Annotated in this window: 12 protein-coding genes; 2 read left to right on the forward strand and 10 right to left on the reverse strand. The window is 51.3% G+C overall.

The features are described from left to right. Window positions 1-34: 34 nt before the first annotated feature. From ACFQ0N_RS21760 to ACFQ0N_RS21775, 4 genes are all read right to left on the reverse strand, one after another. Window positions 35-1,684, reverse strand: coding sequence for an extracellular solute-binding protein (locus tag ACFQ0N_RS21760; RefSeq protein WP_379330108.1), 1,650 nt, complete (start codon window positions 1,682-1,684; stop codon window positions 35-37). A 171-nt stretch (window positions 1,685-1,855) separates the two neighbouring features. After that, window positions 1,856-3,601, reverse strand: coding sequence for a sensor histidine kinase (locus tag ACFQ0N_RS21765; RefSeq protein WP_379330110.1), 1,746 nt, complete (start codon window positions 3,599-3,601; stop codon window positions 1,856-1,858). Next, window positions 3,598-4,989, reverse strand: coding sequence for a response regulator transcription factor (locus ACFQ0N_RS21770; RefSeq protein ID WP_379330112.1), 1,392 nt, complete (start codon window positions 4,987-4,989; stop codon window positions 3,598-3,600). The genes ACFQ0N_RS21765 and ACFQ0N_RS21770 overlap by 4 nt, the downstream gene beginning before the upstream one ends. Window positions 4,990-5,230: 241 nt before the next feature. Next, window positions 5,231-7,846, reverse strand: coding sequence for a glycoside hydrolase family 2 protein (locus ACFQ0N_RS21775; protein ID WP_379330114.1), 2,616 nt, complete (start codon window positions 7,844-7,846; stop codon window positions 5,231-5,233). A gap of 175 nt (window positions 7,847-8,021) precedes the next feature. Between ACFQ0N_RS21775 and ACFQ0N_RS21780 the strand changes: the two genes are divergently transcribed. Together ACFQ0N_RS21780 and ACFQ0N_RS21785 are read left to right on the forward strand one after the other, a co-directional pair. Further along, complete coding sequence (locus tag ACFQ0N_RS21780) at window positions 8,022-9,056, forward strand: LacI family DNA-binding transcriptional regulator (protein ID WP_379330116.1); 1,035 nt, start codon at window positions 8,022-8,024, stop codon at window positions 9,054-9,056. Between the two features lie 20 nt (window positions 9,057-9,076). Then, entirely contained in the window at window positions 9,077-10,216 is a 1,140-nt protein-coding gene (locus ACFQ0N_RS21785; protein ID WP_379330118.1) for a phosphotransferase, read from the forward strand. A gap of 350 nt (window positions 10,217-10,566) precedes the next feature. Here the strand turns inward: ACFQ0N_RS21785 and mglC are convergent, their stop codons facing one another. The 6 genes from mglC to ACFQ0N_RS21815 all read right to left on the reverse strand — a co-directional run bounded on the left by mglC (window position 10,567) and on the right by ACFQ0N_RS21815 (window position 18,818). Continuing rightward, the gene (mglC, locus tag ACFQ0N_RS21790) at window positions 10,567-11,586 is read right to left on the reverse strand and encodes a galactose/methyl galactoside ABC transporter permease MglC (protein WP_379330120.1); all 1,020 of its coding nucleotides are present in this window, start codon (window positions 11,584-11,586) and stop codon (window positions 10,567-10,569) included. Continuing rightward, entirely contained in the window at window positions 11,583-13,106 is a 1,524-nt protein-coding gene (locus ACFQ0N_RS21795; protein WP_379330122.1) for a sugar ABC transporter ATP-binding protein, read from the reverse strand. Before ACFQ0N_RS21795 ends, mglC begins: the two co-directional genes overlap by 4 nt. 70 nt (window positions 13,107-13,176) lie before the next feature. Beyond that, entirely contained in the window at window positions 13,177-14,208 is a 1,032-nt protein-coding gene (locus tag ACFQ0N_RS21800; RefSeq protein ID WP_379330124.1) for a galactose ABC transporter substrate-binding protein, read from the reverse strand. 161 nt (window positions 14,209-14,369) lie between these two features. Next, window positions 14,370-15,368: a sugar ABC transporter substrate-binding protein gene (locus ACFQ0N_RS21805; RefSeq protein ID WP_379330126.1), complete on the reverse strand. Its 999-nt coding sequence runs from the start codon at window positions 15,366-15,368 to the stop codon at window positions 14,370-14,372. Next, window positions 15,358-17,130: a cache domain-containing sensor histidine kinase gene (locus tag ACFQ0N_RS21810; RefSeq protein WP_379330197.1), complete on the reverse strand. Its 1,773-nt coding sequence runs from the start codon at window positions 17,128-17,130 to the stop codon at window positions 15,358-15,360. Before ACFQ0N_RS21810 ends, ACFQ0N_RS21805 begins: the two co-directional genes overlap by 11 nt. 41 nt (window positions 17,131-17,171) lie before the next feature. Further along, complete coding sequence (locus tag ACFQ0N_RS21815; RefSeq protein WP_379330128.1) at window positions 17,172-18,818, reverse strand: response regulator; 1,647 nt, start codon at window positions 18,816-18,818, stop codon at window positions 17,172-17,174. Window positions 18,819-18,911 lie beyond the last annotated feature (93 nt).

Below are 18,911 nucleotides of genomic sequence, written 5' to 3' on the forward strand. Positions count from 1 at the left end.
TCTGCGGAGACCCTGCGCCTCTATCACCTTGCCGTTATTGGCTGATTTCTTTGTCGATCTCGGCTAGTACTTCGTCGCCGCCGATCTTCTTCCATTCTTTGACGAAATCGTCGAATTTGTCGATCGACTCCTCGCCCAGAATGATCTTCAGGAATGTTTCACTTTCCAGCTTCGTCAGAATCGCCCATTTGCGCTGCATCGCGGGCGTCTGTCCGAAAAAGACATTGCGGACGATGTTGAGTTTATCGGAGCCAAGCTCCGCGGAGCCGTCTATTCTGGAAATGGCATTAGCCCAGGCCGCGATATCCTTTTTCGGGTTTTCTTTATTTTTCAGGTAATCATCGTAGTACCCCTTTAGCTCCTCGTTCAACCCGGAAGGATCGTTCGCATCAAGCGCCGCTTTCACCTTCGAATACGTATCGTAAGCGGCATTCTCGCCGTCGAGCTGAAGCGAGAACGGCCATACCGCCCAACTGACGCCCAACCCCTTATAAATGTTCGCGGAGTCGGGATCCAACTGGCGGATGCCCTCGGTCTGCACGTTCAACACTTTCATAACGGCTTCGGGATGTTTGTAATCCTTGTTGACGACGAGGAAATTCGCGGTCGGATTTTGGTCGTACAAGTTGAACTTGCCTTCGGCATCAAGCGGAGCCGTGAACGGCCTCCATTCCGCCTTGACGTCGTTCTTGATGGAGTCCTGCAGAGCCGACGTGTATGGCGCCCACCATGGGGCGAACATGATGCCGACCTTATTGGCGGCGATCAGCTCGTTGGCGTCTTTGCGCACCGCGAATTCCTTGTCGATAATACCGTCCTTGTACCACTGCTGCAGCTTGGCCAGCGCCGTCTTCATCTCGGGCAAGGTCGAGCTGTAGGCCGTCTTGCCATCGGCGCCTTTCAGAAACTGGCCCTTATAGGCATGCATCGCCCCGAAGATCGGATCGAGTGCATTGGGGCTGTTCCAGCCCGTCAGCTGCGGGATGGCCGTAAATCCGACCGTATCGGCCTGCCCGTTGCCATCCGGATCTTTCTCGATGAACGCTCTTGCCACTGCTTCAAGCTCATCCAGCGTCCTCGGCGGCTGCAAGCCGAGCTTATCCAGCCAATCCTGACGGATCCAGGTCATGCTGTGCTGTCCCCCGATCTGCGTGTCCGGGAAAGCGTACAGCTTGCCGTCGAAAGTCGCCCGGCTCATAACGCGGTCGCTGTAGGAGTCATAATATCCTTGGACCAGATCGCCGGTATAATCTTTGTAAACGTCCGTCAAATCGGCGATCAAGCCCGCTTTCACCAGCTGCTTCAACTGCTGCTCGTTCACGATGAACGCATCGGGCAAGTCCCGGCTGGAAATCGCCACACCGACTTTCTGCTGGTAGGCGTCCGGCGTCTCGGTCTGCCAGGCGAAAGATACTTTGACGTTCAACTTCTTCTCGATGTACCGCATATATTCGTTGTTCTCGAGCGTATCGCCGTTTGGCAGCTTCAAGTCTTTCGTGTTGAAATTTTTGGCGATGCGCAGCGTGACCGGCTCCTTGTACTTGCCGTAAGGATCCTTATCCCCTGTGGCCTCCGTCCCCTCCTTGCTGTTTTCCCCGGCAGCATTGTTACCGTTTCCATTTCCGCATGCAGTCAACAACAGCATGAGCGCCGTAAGAAAAAGCAGTGCCGTGCGTTTCTTCATCGTCCTTCCCCCAATGCACGTTATTCGTTACCTGTTCATCGTAAAAGCAATTCCCAATTTCGGGAACGGGAATCCGGTCGGAAGTCAGGGGAATTTTGTCGCTTGTTCTGGTCTACCTCCGCCGTCCGACCGATTTCCTACCCTGGCCGACGAATTTCATACGCCGGACGTCTAAGAGTGATCGGACGTTCGGATCGGAATGCGAATCATGATGTCTGTTCCTTCGCCTGGTTTGCTGGCGATCTCGAAATCGCAATGGTTGCCGTACCGGGCCGCCAGCATTCTGCGAACATAGCGAAATCCGATGCCGAGCCCCGTCTTGCGGCGCCGATCCGGCTCCTCTGATAAGAGACGACCGATCTCTTCTTCCGTCATCCCGCTGCCGTTGTCCATGACGTGTATAACGAGATGCTCATCCGCTTCCTTCGCCAAGGTCACGTCGATGGCACCGCGATCGTTGTCCAGGCCGTGATACAGCGCGTTCTCGACAAGCGGCTGCAAAATAAATTTCGGTATCGTCATGCCAGATGCCGCTACTTCTTCGTCCACCGTGAAGCGGACTTCGAATTCGTAGTCGTACCGGATTTGCTGCAGCTCGATATAATCTCGCAGGGCGTTCAGCTCTTCTCCCACCTCCACAGTCTCGCCCCGCTTATCGAGGTTATAGTGGAGGACACGGGTGAAGATCGAGACCATCCGATCGATCTCCTGCTGGCCGTTCATGCGAGCCATGAATTGAATCGAGTTGAGCGTATTATGAATAAAATGCGGGTTGATCTGATAGAGCAGCTTTTCAACTTCCAGTTGCTGCTTCACCCGCTCCCGCTGTTCCATCTCTCGGAACAACGTTTGGATGCGGTCCGTCATCTGGTTGATTTTCCTGACGAGGATGTCGAGCTCCCGAATACGGGTCAGGGCAATCGGCTTGTCCGCTTGGAGCACGTCCGCATGCAGCACTTCATTTCCGATTTTCTTCAGTGGCCGGTAAAAGGAGCGCCAAATAAAATAGGCGATGACAACGCTAACGGCGATGCCGCTTACCAGCACTGCGAAAAACTTGGCGGCCCAATTGTAAAACTCCTTGTTGAACTCGGTTTTGTCAATGACCGCGCTGAGACTCCAGCCCTGATCGCTCGTGACCTTATAGAAATTGTACCCTTCGTTCCCTTTCCCGTTCTCTCCGCGCTCCGACGCGGCATTCGTCCCGGGCGGAAACACCTCTTTTAAATCGCTGAAGATGACCTCTCCGGCCTGATTGCGCAGCACGTGAGCGACTTTCATGCCGTACTGTTCCCGACTGAGCAGCTTCTCGAACAGGCGGACGTTTGTCTCTATATAGACGTAGTAGCTGACGGCGGGGCTGCCGGGAAATTCCACCGGCCGGGTTAGCGCAAACACTTCGTGGTCTCCGTACCGGTAAGCCGTTGTTTGCGGACCGTAGAACGTAACGCCGTTCACCTTTGAGAGAAGCTTCGAGGAAGGATCGATGAGCCGTTCCCGGACTTCGAGGTTGTTGAACATGATCTTGCCGTCGTCAGAGAAATAGAGGATAACACCCAGATATGGATTGGTGAAATTAAGCAGGTTCAAGTTTTTCTGAATTTCCTGACGAAGGGCATATTGCTGAAAATGGCTCGGCGTGGACAGCAGGTTATACAAATTCTGACCCACGCTGCCTTCCATGGACAACTGCAGTGAAGCGTACTCCATATTGTCGAGCGTGCTTTCAAGACCCGCTTTCACCTTGTCCACCGTATTCATAATCCCGCTCTCGACCTTGTTGCTGTAGATCTCCTGAATGGCCACGTAGCTGATGCCGCCCAGCAGCATGAGCGGTATGAAGACAATAATGATCAGCGCCAGGACGAGACGGTTGCGCAAGGAATGGGCTACTGGGAAACCGAATTGTCGCTTCATGGAATGATAGGCGCTCCTTGCTGCATTTTTTTGCGATACTCGGTCGGATTCATGCCGAACTGGCTGCGGAACAGCTTGCTAAAATATTTCTCGTCCTTGAAGCCCATCCGCATCGCGATCTGATAGACCGGCTCGTTCGTTCGCTCCAGCCATTCAGCCGATCGGGCGATCTTCTTCTCCTTCACATAGTCGCCGTACGCCGCCCCGACGATATCCTTGAAGCATTGGCTGAAATAGCTGCTGCTCATCAGCAGCTTCGCCGCGAGCTCATCCCGGTTGAAGCTGAATTCGTACCGCCCGTCGATGCAGGCCAGCGCCTTGGCAATCGTCGTCAGAACGGCAGGCGAGTACGGCAGCTTTCGAATTTCCGCCTGCAGCCGGGCACGTACCGCAGCCAGTGCCAGTTCCACCCGCTGCCAGCTCGTCCATTCCGCATGCGGCGCCTCGTTCTCCAGAGGCGCTCCGACGACGGTTTGCCAGGCCCTTATGCAGCTATCCACGATAAGGAACAATGCCTCTGGCTCTGGCACGGTCTCCAGCGTCATCCGAACGGTTCGTTCGTAGGCGCCGTCGCTGCACACCCATTCCTGGTCAATCCAGGCTTCCTTCAGCCGTTCCAGTTCGTTCTCGCCGGCGGACGGACCGTTCAGCTCGGATAATGCGACTTCATAGCGAAACCGCCCCGGCTTCCCTTCAAAGAACAAAAATGGCGGCAATGCCCGCTGCAGTTGCCGACAAACGTCCGCCGTCCGATTCGGAGGGATATCCGTTATAGAGACGAGCGCCCAGTCCCCTGTTCGAAGGAGAGAATCAGTGTCCCCTGCTTCGGTATCGGGCGCGTCATCCGCCAGCGCGAACCAGATTCGCTCCGAAATTTCGTGTATCGTTCGGCTTGCAAGGAAAGGCGCATTCGCGATTTTCTCCACGTGCTGTCCGCCCGCCAGATCGATCACCGCATAGCCGCTTAACCGTTCAGGTTTCGCCGTTCCTCGCCCTCGGACCGATATCTCGTAGGCAACTCGCTCCGTGATCCGCGCAAAGATCTCATCAACCTTGTCCTGTTCGAATTGTGTCTTCACAATATAGTCGATCGCACCAAGACGCAGCGCTTCCTGTACAAAGTCAAAATCCTGATGACAGGTCAGCACGACGATCCACGTATCGGGGTAGCGTATGCGAACGTCTTTCATCAGCTCGAAGCCGTCCATAACGGGCATCGTCAAATCGACGAATAAAAAATCGATAGAATGCGCTTCCATAAACGCTAGGGCCGATTTGCCGTGATTCGCTTCCCCGATGACGCGCATTCGAAACTTGTCCCACGGAAGGAGAGAAATCAAGCCTTTTCGAATCAGTTTTTCGTCATCTACAATCAGTACGTTGAACATGTTAGCGCCTCCGCTTTCCCGTGCCGAACCCGGATATGTTCCGCTTTCATCGCCTGGCAGCATGCGAAGCGTTCCTGACGGTTCCGGCGCGTTTTCATTATTCCAACGGTTGAACAAGATCATTATAACATAGCAGATAATGGATCTACTGTCCGGCGAACGGAAAAACAGAAAACACTTCTTCGGCTGGAAGCAGCGATTTACTGCCACCGTTCCACCGCGAAGAGGTGTCCTTTATCTATTAAGCTTCTGCATAGGCGCGGAAGCGAATCTCAGGTTCAGCCCTATTCGCCTCTGCCGCTGGAGAAGCTTGAAAAGCCGCCTCCGCCTTCGGTGCACAAGTAATGCTTACCGTCTTTGCTTCTCCGGGCAGGAGGGTAAAATATGCTTCGTCGGCAGTCATCCAAAAGCGATCCGTCTTCTCCTCCGGGCGAATGAACAGGATCAGATGCGCGGCTGTATTCCGAAGCCCGAATGCTTTGCGAATGAATGGCTGGCTGATTAATTCCCCGGACACTGCCTCCCAGCCGGATAATTCCGTAATTTCCAGATGAGCGGTTCCAGCCCGCATTCTCTCATCGCGATACCAGGCCTCATCTTTGGTCGAGAAATAATATTCATTTCGGCTCAGCAGTTCCCCCGCCTGATCCCATACTTCAAGCCGCACCAGAAATACGCCTTGAGCGGCCGGCGCCTTGAAGCGCAGCTCTCCGACTTCACTTGCTTCCGTCCCATTCCATTCAGCCGGATATTCTGCTTGATGCAGGCAAGCTCCAGACAAGTCATAAACGACAGCGGCCACGCGGGCTCCCGCTCCGCTTGCATTGCCATGCACATGGATCATGGCGGCTATCTCCTCACCCGGCTTATAGTCGAGCCTGTGGTAATCGAGCGACACATGCACTGGGGCAAACGCTTTGCCTGTCCAATAGTAAGCCATCTTTTGCTCGCCGTAGTAATCGACCAGATTCGTACAGGATACATTCGGCCAAGGCTCATTAAATTGCCAGATAATGCTGCCGCTGTTGCGGAATTTTCTGCGCTGATTCGCCTCCAGAATAAATCTGAGCCCCTCGGCCTGAACCCACTGGCTGCCATCCGAGAATGAGAGCAAATCCTTTTCCTCACCAAAAAACGCTTTGTCCCTTTCAAACGTATCCCACCACTCGCCGTGATGCCGCCACACCAAGTTCTCCACCATCGACTCCGGCTGGCCAGTAGGCCCGCCTGGATTCAAAAACTTCTGTAGGCTTTTGAGCGAGCTGACGCCAGGAACCCCGAATTCACTATGGAATAAATAATCGTTTTCCCCGTACTCCCTGTAATGATCAGGATTACCTCTATAGACCCAGTGCCCGTGAACGTCATGACCGACTCCCTTTTGATCGGATATGTATTCAACAGGACCGGATGCTGTCGTCGGCAAGAACAGGCGCTGCGGGTCGTGCTTTTCCACCAGCCCTTTTAATAACGCTACGTTCTCATCCTCATAAGTCGATGGTGTATTTTCCGCGCTCATCAGCTCATTGCCCCCGCACCAGATCGTCAAGGAGACGTGGTTGCGCCGCTCTTTTAGCGCAGCTGTGGACGCCGTTTCAAGAAGCTCCAAAAACTCCGGACGCTTGGAAGGAATATTGTCTACGCCCGAGCTCGACTGGATGAAATCCTGCCAAATCATAATGCCATGCTTGTCGCACAGCTCATAAAAATAAGATTTTTCAATCACGCCGCCGCCCCAGACGCGGACTAAATTCACATTTGCTTGCTTCATCAGGTAGACAAGCCACTCATATTGCTCATTCGTCACATTTCCATAAATATGATCAAGCGGCGTAATGTTCACGCCTTTTATATAAATACGGCGATCGTTCATCATGACCGTATACGGCAAGGAATTTTCCGGCGCGCCTTCATTTTGGCTAAAACGCAGCTTACGGATTCCGGTATGAAGCTTCCACTCATCCATCAGCTCTCCGTTGCAAAGCAAGCGTATGCTCACTTCATAAAGCGGCTGAGCACCGTGGCCGTTCGGGTACCAGAGATCAGGTTTTTCAATCAGCAGCTGCGTATGAAAGGGCTCTGTCAAAGAAGCGATCTTCTCTCTAACTAGCGCTTGTTGAACGCCGTTCGGTCCAACGCATGAAATCTCGGCCTCCAAGCCGTCCGTCGCAGCAGCTGATGCAGCCTTGCCTAGTGTAAACGCAATGTTTACAACACCGTTTGCCGCCCCGCCGGTCTCCTGAACATCTGTCGTCACCTTGAGCTCATCAAAAGAATAATCCTGATGCACAACAAGCTCAACATCATCCCAAATCCCCAAATTGACCAAGCGGGTGGAAAAGTCCCATTTGTAGCCGAAGCGGCTTTTTTGGGTGAACGTTAGCGACGATCTGCCGATTTGCCCCATTTCATCGGGAGCATGTTTTAACAATACGATCAAGTTTACGGACTCATTCGTGCGGAACTGCTCGGTCAAGTCGTAGACAGCTTCATGATACATACCCTCATGCTCGCCGATCAGCTCATTGTTTACATAAATGGACGCTTCGTAATCAAGCCCTTTGAACACAAGTTCGATTTTGGAGCCGGCAGCGGACGGGCGCTGCAGAACCGTTTTATACATCCACCAGCGGTTTTCCACCCATTCACACTTCAGTGAGTTTTGGTCAACATACGGATTGTCAATTAAGCCGGCCTTGTACAAATCGTAATGCACACCTCCGGGAACCTTGGTCGGTATCCATTCGGTCACGCCCATTAATTCCTGCCCCAGCTCCATGCTCTTTTGCAGAAAAGGAACCCAAGGCCAATAGCCTTTAACGAACCATTCGTTCTCGTTTTGCGAAATATTTATCATTTGCGCCGCTCCTTTTATCATCCTGTTAACCTTGTATGATGTAAATAGTAGCACCCGTTGTTTACAACATCAACTAAAATAATGTTTACAAATTAGTTTACAAAAACAATTGACTTAAACCTTCTGCTTCTTATAAAGTTACATTAGTAAAATGTTTATTAGGAGCTGCCATGAAATGAAAGCAAAGAAAGTTACCCTGCAGCTTATAGCCGATCACTTGCAGGTTTCGAAAACATTAGTATCGCGGGCATTGTTGGGAAAATACGGGGTCAGCGAAGAGATGCGCCAAAAGATTATCCAAAAGGCCGAGGAATTGGGCTACACCTTTCCTGCCGGGCAGGGAGGGAAGCCAGCGGCAACGCGAACGAATATTATCGTAACCGTCATCCCGCGCGGGTACTTGGGAGATCAGACATATTGGGGAAGCTTGCTTGAGCAGATCGAAAGCGAGCTGCAGCGAGCCGGCTACAGCATGATTTTGTCGCCTGTAAGCCAGAGCGGCGATCAGGAGCTGCCCTCCAGCATAAAAAACCGTCAAGCGGACGGAATATTGCTGCTTGGCCAGATTGCGCCAGAGCTTGTGCTGGAAATTCAACAATCGGCTCTTCCTGCCGTTATGGTCGACGGCAATCCGCTATCTGGCGCAAAGCTCGATCATGTCCTTGCCGATAATTTTGTCGGCATGAAGGACATAACCACCGCCGTGCTTGAATCCGGGCATCGCCGGCTTGCGTTTATCGGCTCGCCTGCGTTCTCCTTCAGCTATGCCGAAAGATGGCGCGGGTTCCGCCAGGCCGTGGATGAATTTTCTTTGAGCAGGCAAACCCGAATCGATACGCAGCATATTGCCGATATTCGAGGCGACCATACGATCTTAGAGGTGGATCATGCTCTGTCCGCATTATTGCAAGGGTCGGCTCCCCCGACAGCGATCATTTGCGCCAACGATGCGATTGCCGCCAGCCTATTGTTTGTGTTAAAAAGCAAAAATTTGCGCTGCCCGGAGGATCTCACCGTTACCGGCTTCGACAATGCAAGCGCAAGTGAAGCGCATCGTCTTACAACGATTGATGTGGTCAAGCAGGGCCTTGCCTGGCAAGCTGTGAACTTGTTGGTACAGCGGATAGCGGGCATCAGCTTTAATCCTTGCACTCTGCTCGTGAGCGGCGAGCTTATGAGGCGCGATTCGATTTTTCCCATGTCTCAATAGCGATCTGGAGGACACGGCTCATGATACTGGAAAATCATACTCAAATCCCTTTCGAAAACAAGATGAAGCAAATCTGCGCATGCATTGGGGCGCTTCTCGAGCAAGAACCGGCAGCGCTTGATTCCGTTACCTGCGATCCTCTCGGCTATAAAACGCCGAACTTTACAACGGCAGGCCTTTTTAAGCTCCATGGATCAGTCATGCTTAAAGATCAATCGCACCATTCATGGTCGATCATCGTAAAAATCATAAAAGCGCACAGCCATGAAAAAAATGACTGCCAGCATCACAATTATTGGCGCCGCGAAGCGCAATTGCTGGAATCCGGACTGCTTGATTGCTTGCCTGAGTCTATTCAGGCCCCGGCTTGCTATCTTATAGAAGAACAGCCTGACGGCACAGTGTGGCTATGGATGGAGCACATAACAGGCCAGCATCCGCACTCGCTGGAACAGTTTACTTTTATTGCCGGGCAGCTCGGACGATTCGGCGGAAGCTATCTGACCGGTGAACGGCCGCTCCCTGACCAGGACTGGATATGCCGGGCGTGGCTGCGCTCCTGGACAACAGCAAGCCGCATGTATGCCCCTAATCCGCAAGCTTACATCAGTCGCATCAGCAAGGAGAATGAACAAAGCATCTGGACATGGTACCAAGCTCTCCTTCATCAGCTTGACGCTATAATCCATTCTCTCGGACAACTGCCGCGCGTGACGGCTCATCAGGACCTCAGCCAGATGAATATGCTGCTCGTCAACAACGATGCAACGACGGAGAGACTTATCCTGATTGACTGGCAATTTATGAGCATCTCGGGCATTGGCGAGGATCTTGGCAAGCTGTACGGCGTGAACATGAGTCAAGGGATTATTCCACCCGGACAATACGAGCAATTTGAAGCCGCGCTATTCGACGCCTATGTGAAAGGCTTGCGAGATATGGGCTGGCAAGGCGACGAATGCTTGGCGAGATATGGCTATTGCATGAGCACAGCTGCGAGAAGCGTATGGGAGGTACCTAAATTTTTTGCGCTATCTGCTCAGTTGGAGGAAGAGCCACACAATAAAGAGCTGAAGGGTCAAATAGAGCAGCTTGAGCAGATCATTTCCGTTCATCAGAAGATGGATTCTGATGCGCTTTTTCTTGTAAAAGAAGGGTAGTCCGCTTTTCAAGAAGAATCGGTTGATTGACGGGGTCCCATGGGGACATACGATCCGTTATTTCTACGAAACCCTGCTCATTCGAAGGCTTCGCTGACACACGATCCGTCCCTTGACCAATTTTGCGGGGGTTAGCGGTGATTGGAGGCCATTAACGGATCTACGGTCCGCGAGCAACCCGTTTTTGCTGTTTTGTTCACAGATAAAGGAAGCACGGTCCGCTCAGGACCGCTTCGCCCGCGCTTACAGATGTCCACAATGAATCGACAGCCTGCTACGGTCCGCTTATGTCCTCTGGGGCGCAGTATGGTCAAATAGCCCCCACCTAGCGGTCAGGTGGGAGCAGTATTTTATTTTTTGGCTACATATTTACGAACATCAAAGGCAACCGCAGCCACGATGATAAGGCCTTTAATAATTAGCTGCCAGTAAGGGCTAACGCCGATAAACGTCAAACCGTAATTAATGACGCCGAAGATTAGGACACCGGCCATTACGCCCGGCACCGTACCGATGCCGCCTGCCGTGGAGACGCCGCCTACGACACAAGCGGCGATAGCGTCGAGTTCATACATATTGCCGTAATTATTCGTCGCTCCGCCGGTGCGCGCTGCTTCCAGCACTCCGGCCAGCCCGTAGAGAGCGCCGGATATCGCATAAATGATGACCAGATTTCGTGCCACCTTTATGCCGGACACATGCGCGGCTTGCACATTGCCTCCGATGGCGTACATATTCTTGCCCAATCGTGTCTTATTGAAGATAACCCAACAGATTAAAGCCACAAAAATAGCGATCAAAACGATATACGGGATCGTATAGCCGCCGCCCAAATCAAAATAGCCAGAACCCCACATCGTAAAATCGTCACGCAACCCTCCGATCGGCTGCGATTGGTTGGGCTCTGTATCGAAATAAATTGAATTGATGCCATAAATGCCAACCATCATACCGAGTGTGGCGATAAACGGAGGAACATGGAGCTTGGCTACTACAATACCATTGATCAGACCAACGATTAATCCGGCAATGATGCCGATGAGAATAGGATAGCCTACCCAGAGCTGCGGCAGATCAGGAAAGAAACGGTTGGCATATTCCTCCATTTGTAGCATGGAAGCCGATATGACAGCCGTCAAGCCTACTACGCGACCTGCCGATAAGTCGACGCCTCCGGTAATCAGGATAAACGCCGCGCCCAACGCGATAATCAATCTGGTCGAGGATTGCTGCAAAATATCCCGCAACGTAGAAAAAGCAAGAAAGCCCGGATCCGCGATTGCAATGCCGATCACCAGCACGATTAATACAATGAATATGGCTCTCTGTGTTAAGTAACTTCTAATGTTGACGGTCGTCTGTGGATTCATCCCGTCTCCTCCCTCGATTCCGTTGCCGGCTGGTTTGCCGCCAGCCGCATAATGTCCTGTTCGGTTGCCGTTGCGCTTTCTACAATCCCTTTCAACCGACCTTCACTCATCACCATAATCCGGTCCGTCATGCCGAGCAACTCCGGCATCTCGGAAGAAATCATCAAGATGCTTTTCCCCTGACTTGCTAAACTTGCGATCAGGGTGTAAATCTCATATTTGGCGCCTACATCGATACCCCGTGTGGGCTCATCTAACAGCAAAATGTCAGGCTCAGTCAGCAGCCAGCGCGCCAATAGCACCTTTTGCTGATTGCCGCCGGACAAATTGCGAATCAGCGTATGGACCGCAGGCGTCTTTGTACGCAGCTTCTCTACGCTCTGTGCGGCTTCCATTTTGGCCATGCGCTCATTCAGCAAACCGATACGGTTCCGATACCGCCCAAGGTTGGCAATAATCGTATTCTCGTATACGGACAGAACGGGAAAAATGCCCGTCACACGCCGTTCCTCCGTCAGCAAAGCCATATTATGCCGTTTGGCATCGGATGGTGATTTGATCTGCACGACTTGGCCGTTAATGGATATCGTGCCGGATTGCACTTTTCGCAGCCCGAACAATGCTTCTATCAATTCCGTACGCTGAGAGCCGACAAGACCGCCAAGTCCCAGAATCTCGCCTTTCCGCAGCTCGAAAGAGATTTGATGGAAAGACTTCAGATTAGGCGAGCATAGCCCTTCCACTTTAAGAGCAATGTCGCCTGGTGTGTGCGTCCGCGCCGGATATCTTTCCTTCAGCTCTCGGCCCACCATCTTTGTAATGATAAGATCCGTTGTCAGCTCCGAAGCCGGCCAAGTGCCGATATAACAACCGTCCCTCATAATCGTTACATCGTCCGAAATCTGCAATATCTCTTCCATCTTGTGCGAGATGTAAATAATAGACACACCGCGGACGCGGAGCTTATTAATGATGCCGAATAATTGCTCAACCTCCGATCCGGTCAATGAAGAAGTCGGCTCGTCCATCACAATTACCTTCGCTTCGTAAGAAACAGCTTTCACGATTTCAAGCAGCTGGATTTGAGACACGGATAATGAGCCCGTTCTGGCGCGAGGATCGATTTCGATGCCCAGCTCTTGAAACAGGTTTACAGTATCCTGCAGCATTTTCGCATGATTGACAAATAGAAAGCCCCGCAGCGGAAATCTTCCTAGCCACAGGTTTTCCATGACGCTGCGGTGTTGAACAGGATGGAGTTCCTGATGAATCATGGAAATGCCGTGTGCAATTGCATCTCCGGAATTATTGATCGCCGCGTTGACTCCCTGAATAAATATTTCCCCCTGATCCGGTTTATACATGCCGAACAGACACTTCATTAAAGTCGATTTACCCGCACCATTCTCACCCATAAGCGCATGTACAGTCCCTCGCCTTACATGCAGCGAGACATCGCTTAGCGCCTGCACACCAGGGAAAGCCTTGGATATCCCCCGCATCTCTAATGCAAACGTCATTAGCACCTCTCCCTAATTAAGAATAAAGGGGTAACGCTTAGCATGCCGCTCCCCTTTTTATCCATCCGTATCATTGCGCTTCAGCTATGTTATCCTTCGTAATTTTTTTGTAGGAAATCCAGACATATTTGCCGTCGCTAATATCAAATCCAGTATTGTCCTTTGTTGGCGTTTCGCCTTTAGCCAGCGCCTCTGCAATAGCAACAGCTGCAGCCCCTTGATTTTTAGCGTCATTCAGTACCGTTCCTAGTAAAGTACCGTCCTGTAGCGCCTGAATGGCCGGAGCTGTAGCATCGACACCAATAACCGGTATAAACTTGTCGCCTGTGAAATAGCCCGCTGCTTTTAACGCTTCGATCGCGCCAAGCGCCATATCATCGTTGTTAGCCAGCACCGCTTCAATTTTGTCGCCGAACTGCGCAAGGAAGGCTTGCATTTTTTCTTGACCTTTTACCCGATCCCACATGGCCGTGTCGACCGCCAGCGCATCTACCTCAATTCCAGCGTCCTGAAGCGCCTGAACAGAGAACTTCGATCTCAGCTCCGCATCCTGATGGCCCGGTTCTCCTTGCAGCATGACATACTGTAGCTTACCGTCGCCATTTTTGTCAGCGCCCGGATTAGCCTTCCAATAATCAACAAGCAATTGGCCCGAAATCGTTCCCGACTCCTCCGCTTTTGCGCCTACATAGTACACTTTATCCCATTTGTTCATATCTTCCGCAAGCGGCTCGCGGTTCAGAAATACGACTGGAATGTCGGCCTTCTTCGCTTTGTCGATAATAACGCCTGCTGCCGTCCGGTCGACCGGGTTCACAATCATAGAATTATACTTTTTGGAAATGAACAGGTCGATTTTCTCGTTTTGCGTCGGCTGCGCATTTTGGCTGTCTACGATATCCAGCGCAGACTTGCCGCTTGCTGCAACTGACATCGCATTGCGGACTCCCGTCATAAACGTATCGTCGAACTTGTAAATAGCGACGCCGATTTTCGGTTCACCCTCGCCCTCGCCCGATTTGCCGTTACCGCCACCGTTGCTGCATGCAGCCATCGTCAACATGGCACACGCTAGAAGGGCTAGTATCGATTTTCTCTTCATCCTTGGCACCCGCCTTTATAAAAATTTGCAAACATTGGCCCCGATATCGGGACCAATGTCGGCTTACATTTCTATTATGAAATTACCGGACTGCCTTTCGAATACAAGATTCTCCTATCTTCTATTAAAATTCTCATTCATTTTCAGCCTTCAGTAGCCTTCTAATGGACAAAGGGAAACAGCAGCTTCTGATTGTTCATCCAAAACATATTATCCGCATTGACAACTTTCGTCTCCAATAGTGTCGGCCCTTCGACCGTTTTGCCGGCCAAGAGCGAAGCAGCCTGTTCGACCCCAATATACCCGGTACTGAAATCGTTCTGTACGACAAGCTGGTGGATAATCCCTTCCTGAAGCAGCTCCAGTTGCTCCCGTTCGCTCCCGAACGCCACCAGCTTAAACTCCGCTCCCCATTTCCGGCGCATAATTTCGTCGGCTAATCCTAGTGAGGCAACGGATTGCAAAGCAATGGCGCCGTCCAGCTTGCCACCGTCCAGTATGCTTTTGACCGCTCCCCAGCATACATCTCTTGAATCGCCGCATACTGAAACTTCACGCAAACGAACGAAGGGATATTGCTGCAACGCTTTTCGAATGCCCTGCTCCCGCATTTCTAGACTGGGGATGCTTCGTTCCGCCTTTAAGAGAGCCACTGTACCGCTGCCTCCCAAAAGCTCCGCTAACGCCTCTCCCGCCTTGCGGCCGGCTTCCTCGTTGCTGATCGCAATCGCCCCCTCGACGCCCCTCGGCATCCGCTCATCGTTTAACGCAATAACCGGAATGCCTCGTTCTGCTCCATAAACGCCGATCTGTCGCAGCGTATCTTCGTCGGCCGGGTCGATCAAGAGAGCAACCGCTCCGCCCTCCAGCGTATGAAATGCCGCTGCCAGCTGCTCCGCTGCCTCCTCATCCGGACGAAACGGCAAATATTCCAGATCAAATCCGAATTCCTTGGCCGCCGCTTCCGCCCCGATCTTGATCGCCTCTCCCTGCTCCACTGCATGCACGGGGGCAACGAGCGCAATACGACGCGAAGAAACCGGCTCCTCTGTCATACCGGCAGTCGATGCACAAGCAGTCAGCGAAGCCGCAATCAACACCGTCACGAGAACCGTAATCAGGCTGCGCCGGCCAAACTCCGCTCTTCCGTTAGCCTTCATGATCGCCGCCTCCTTCCCGGCGGATAAATGGCAGCCGGATACGGGCAGTTGTTCCTTCTTCCCGTTCACTTTCATAGGATAATCCGTAATTTTCTCCATAATATAGACGAATCCGGGCATGCACGTTAAGCACCGCTACTCCGGAACCTCCATTCCCCGTTTGCGCTGCTTCACCGTCAGGACTGGTTTCCTTGAAGAGTGCCTGAAGCTGCTCCTCCGTCATGCCAACACCGTTATCTGCCACTTCCATCAACAGAAACCCTCCCTCTATTCTGGCGCTGACCTGTATCATGCCTTCATCCACCAAATATTCAATGCCATGAATAATTGCATTTTCAATTAACGGCTGCAGCACAAGTTTTAGTGTACAGCCACTCAGCGCTTCCTCTTCTGCTTCAATCGAAAATTGAAATTTCTTCTTGAACCGCATTTGCTGGATCGTCAAATAATGCCGGGCATGCTCCAGTTCTTCTCTTACCGTAATCGTTCTGCGTCCCTTGCTTAAGCTGATCCGAAACAACTTTGACAACGAAGTTATCATTGTGATAATTTCTTCTTTTTTGCCCATGCCGACCAAGCGAACAACAGAATTGAGCGTGTTGTACAAGAAATGAGGATTGATTTGCGCCTGAAGCGCCTCCAGCTCATATTTACGTTTGGATTCCTGCTCCATAATGATCTGACTCATCAATCCGCGAATTTTGTCTATCATCAGATTAAAGCGGCTGGACAATTGAATGACTTCCAATGGACCTTTAAGGGGAAGCTCCACATCAAAGTTGCCCCGCTCTACCACTTTCATGGTTGCCTCCATCCGCCGAATCGGTCTTGTCAGCATCGAAGCTAGCACAATCGATACGAGGAAGGCCAGTATGAGCACGCCCCCGACGACTTGGATCATATAACGATAAACCTCCTCCCGGGTCGTCATTATTTCATCCAGATAAGACACTCCCACAACCTTCCAGCCAATATTGTCCACCGACTTCACCGTATGGAGCCGTTTAACTCCTGATACACTGTCAATATAGCTGCCTCGTCCAACCAGTGCCTGTTCAACGTTTTCACTGCGGAGTCCCATATAGATCAATTGCTGCTGAGGATGATATACGATATTGCCCGCTCCCTCATCGATGATGTACACATATCCCCGTTTGCCAAGACTAACCCGGCTGCTCAGCTCATCTATTTTTTTGAAATTAATATCCACAAGCAAAATGACATACATCGGTTCGCCGTTATGCTGCACCGTAATGCCTTTACTCATGGACACAACCCACTTGTATGGACTGCCATAGAGATTTTGTACATGAGGTAAAGAAAAGCCAAGATGATTCGAAACACGTAACGCAGAGTGAAACCAGCTCTGCTCGGTTACGCGTGCACTTTCCCTGATCGGCATCGTTGGATGGTTGCGAAGCACCTCACCCCGTTCATTGAACAGGGCGATAGATACGATATCGTCCCTGCTGCTTGTCACAATATCAAGCTGCTTCGTCACCTGATCGCCGTCCCATTCTCCTTCGACCAGCATATGTTCTTCAATCGCCCGGTACAACTGCGCCATCCCGTCCAAGTAGTCCGCCAGGTTGTAGCTCACAGAATCGACAATTTGCTCCGTGCTAAGCGTAATGTTCTCCTCCGCGATTCGCAAGAATTTGTTGTATACCAATACTGCAACAATGACAACAATGATGAGAATAAATGTCGAGAATGACCATAAAATAATCGACTTAATGCTCCTCGCTCCAAGCCTGTTCATGCTTTCTCGCAACCGCCGGACTATCCGCCCAAAAGCTGCCTTCATGGCTGCACAGACTCCCCGGAAACGCTGCGGCTACGGTACTCTTTCGGCGAAACGCCTGCTCCCTTCTTAAAGCAAAAGCTGAAGTAGTTGGGTTCAGTAAAGCCGACTTTTTCCGCAATTTCGTACGCTTTCAGCTCTGTAGAGCGGAGCAGTTCCTTAGCGGCCTCCATTCGAATGCCCATCAAATATTGACCATAGGTTGAACGGACCTCTTTCTTAAACACGCCGCTAAAGTAATTCGCACTAATATGGAGATAAGCGCATACTTTCTGGATCGACAACGCCGGGTCCATGTAATTCTCCTTCGTAAAGCGTATTGCCTTATTAACAAGCTCTTTATAGGTGAATTGGCGGCGTGTAGCGATGTGACTCATGATTCGGCTGCAAATTTCATAAAATCCGGCCTGCATTTCCTGTAAACCGGCAAATTTGAATATTTCCGTTTGCAATTGAAAGCCTGTGCCGAATAGTGTATCAAGCTGCACACCGGCATCCTTGGCCGTACGGAGCACCGTAGTGACCACCTCCAGCAAATAAACCTGCATGTCGCTGTATGCACATGAAGAATCATAGAGCTCTGCGAAGATTGCATGAACGGCGTTGTATAATTCTTCCGTCGTCCCAACCCTCAGGCTGCGAATAAGGGCCTGTTCCTTCAACTCATCCAGCCCCAGCTTCTCTCCATCACGATTTTCCACGTCGCTAATATTAATGATCTTGCCTGATCCATACACAAGCCGGTAATCCAGTGCCAGGAGCGCATCGGTAAAGGAGTTTTTCAAATGAGTCGCCTCCGTTGCTACAGAACCCATGCCTATGGTGACCGATAGCTTCAAATAGTGCTCAATGCTGCGCAATACATTTTGCAGTGTATCCTGCAATCGGGTGTACCACGAGTCATCTCCATCGCCGCCAGCAATTAGTACAAGGGTATCCTGATGGACAAACACATTGCCAAATTGCTGTGCTTCCCATATCTCTTGAGCAATATTGAGCATGGCGTGCAGCATCAAATCCACATCGCCGGACGCTCTGAGCGATTGACCAGAGGCGCCGGAAGACTCTTCTTCCGCTGGATGAAGTGCTGCAACAGCCACGACATAGGCTTCTCCGGACAAACGAAGGCCGTATCTTTTCGTTTTATCCAAGATTACGGCCTTCGGCAGCTTGCGTGTAAGTAAAGAGGCCAAAAATGACTCACCAAGCATAGGCAGGCTGGTGCGGTAATGCTCCTGCAGCCGCCTGATATCTTCTCGCTGCATCATTTCTTCTTCAATGATGTTCCTGATTCTGATTAAAAGCTCCTTTAGCGTTTCAATGGAGAACGGCTTGAGCAAATACTCATCAACATTCAACCTGACAGCCTGACGGGCATAATCAAACTCGTCATAGCCGGTCAAAATAATCAGCTTCAAGAGCGGGTTGAGCTTCTTTAGCTGCTCAGTTAGCTCCAAACCGTTCATAAACGGCATGTTGATATCTGTGATAACAATATCAGGATCGAGACTTTCCGCAAGCTCCAGGGCATCCTTTCCGTTCTCCGCTGTTCCAGAGACGACAAAGCCGCAAGCTGTCCAATCCATTTCCTGCAGAAGGCCATCCCTAACATCCGCCTCGTCATCTACAAGCAGTACTTTATACATTTCGCAGCTCCTTTTAACCAATTGTTACTACTTAGGTCCGAGCAAAGCTGAATTGGCCTCGCAAGGCAGAAGCAAGCGAGGCTAGAATCGGCT

Source organism: Paenibacillus sp. GCM10027626 (assembly GCF_042676285.1).
GTDB lineage: Bacteria > Bacillota > Bacilli > Paenibacillales > Paenibacillaceae > Paenibacillus_Z.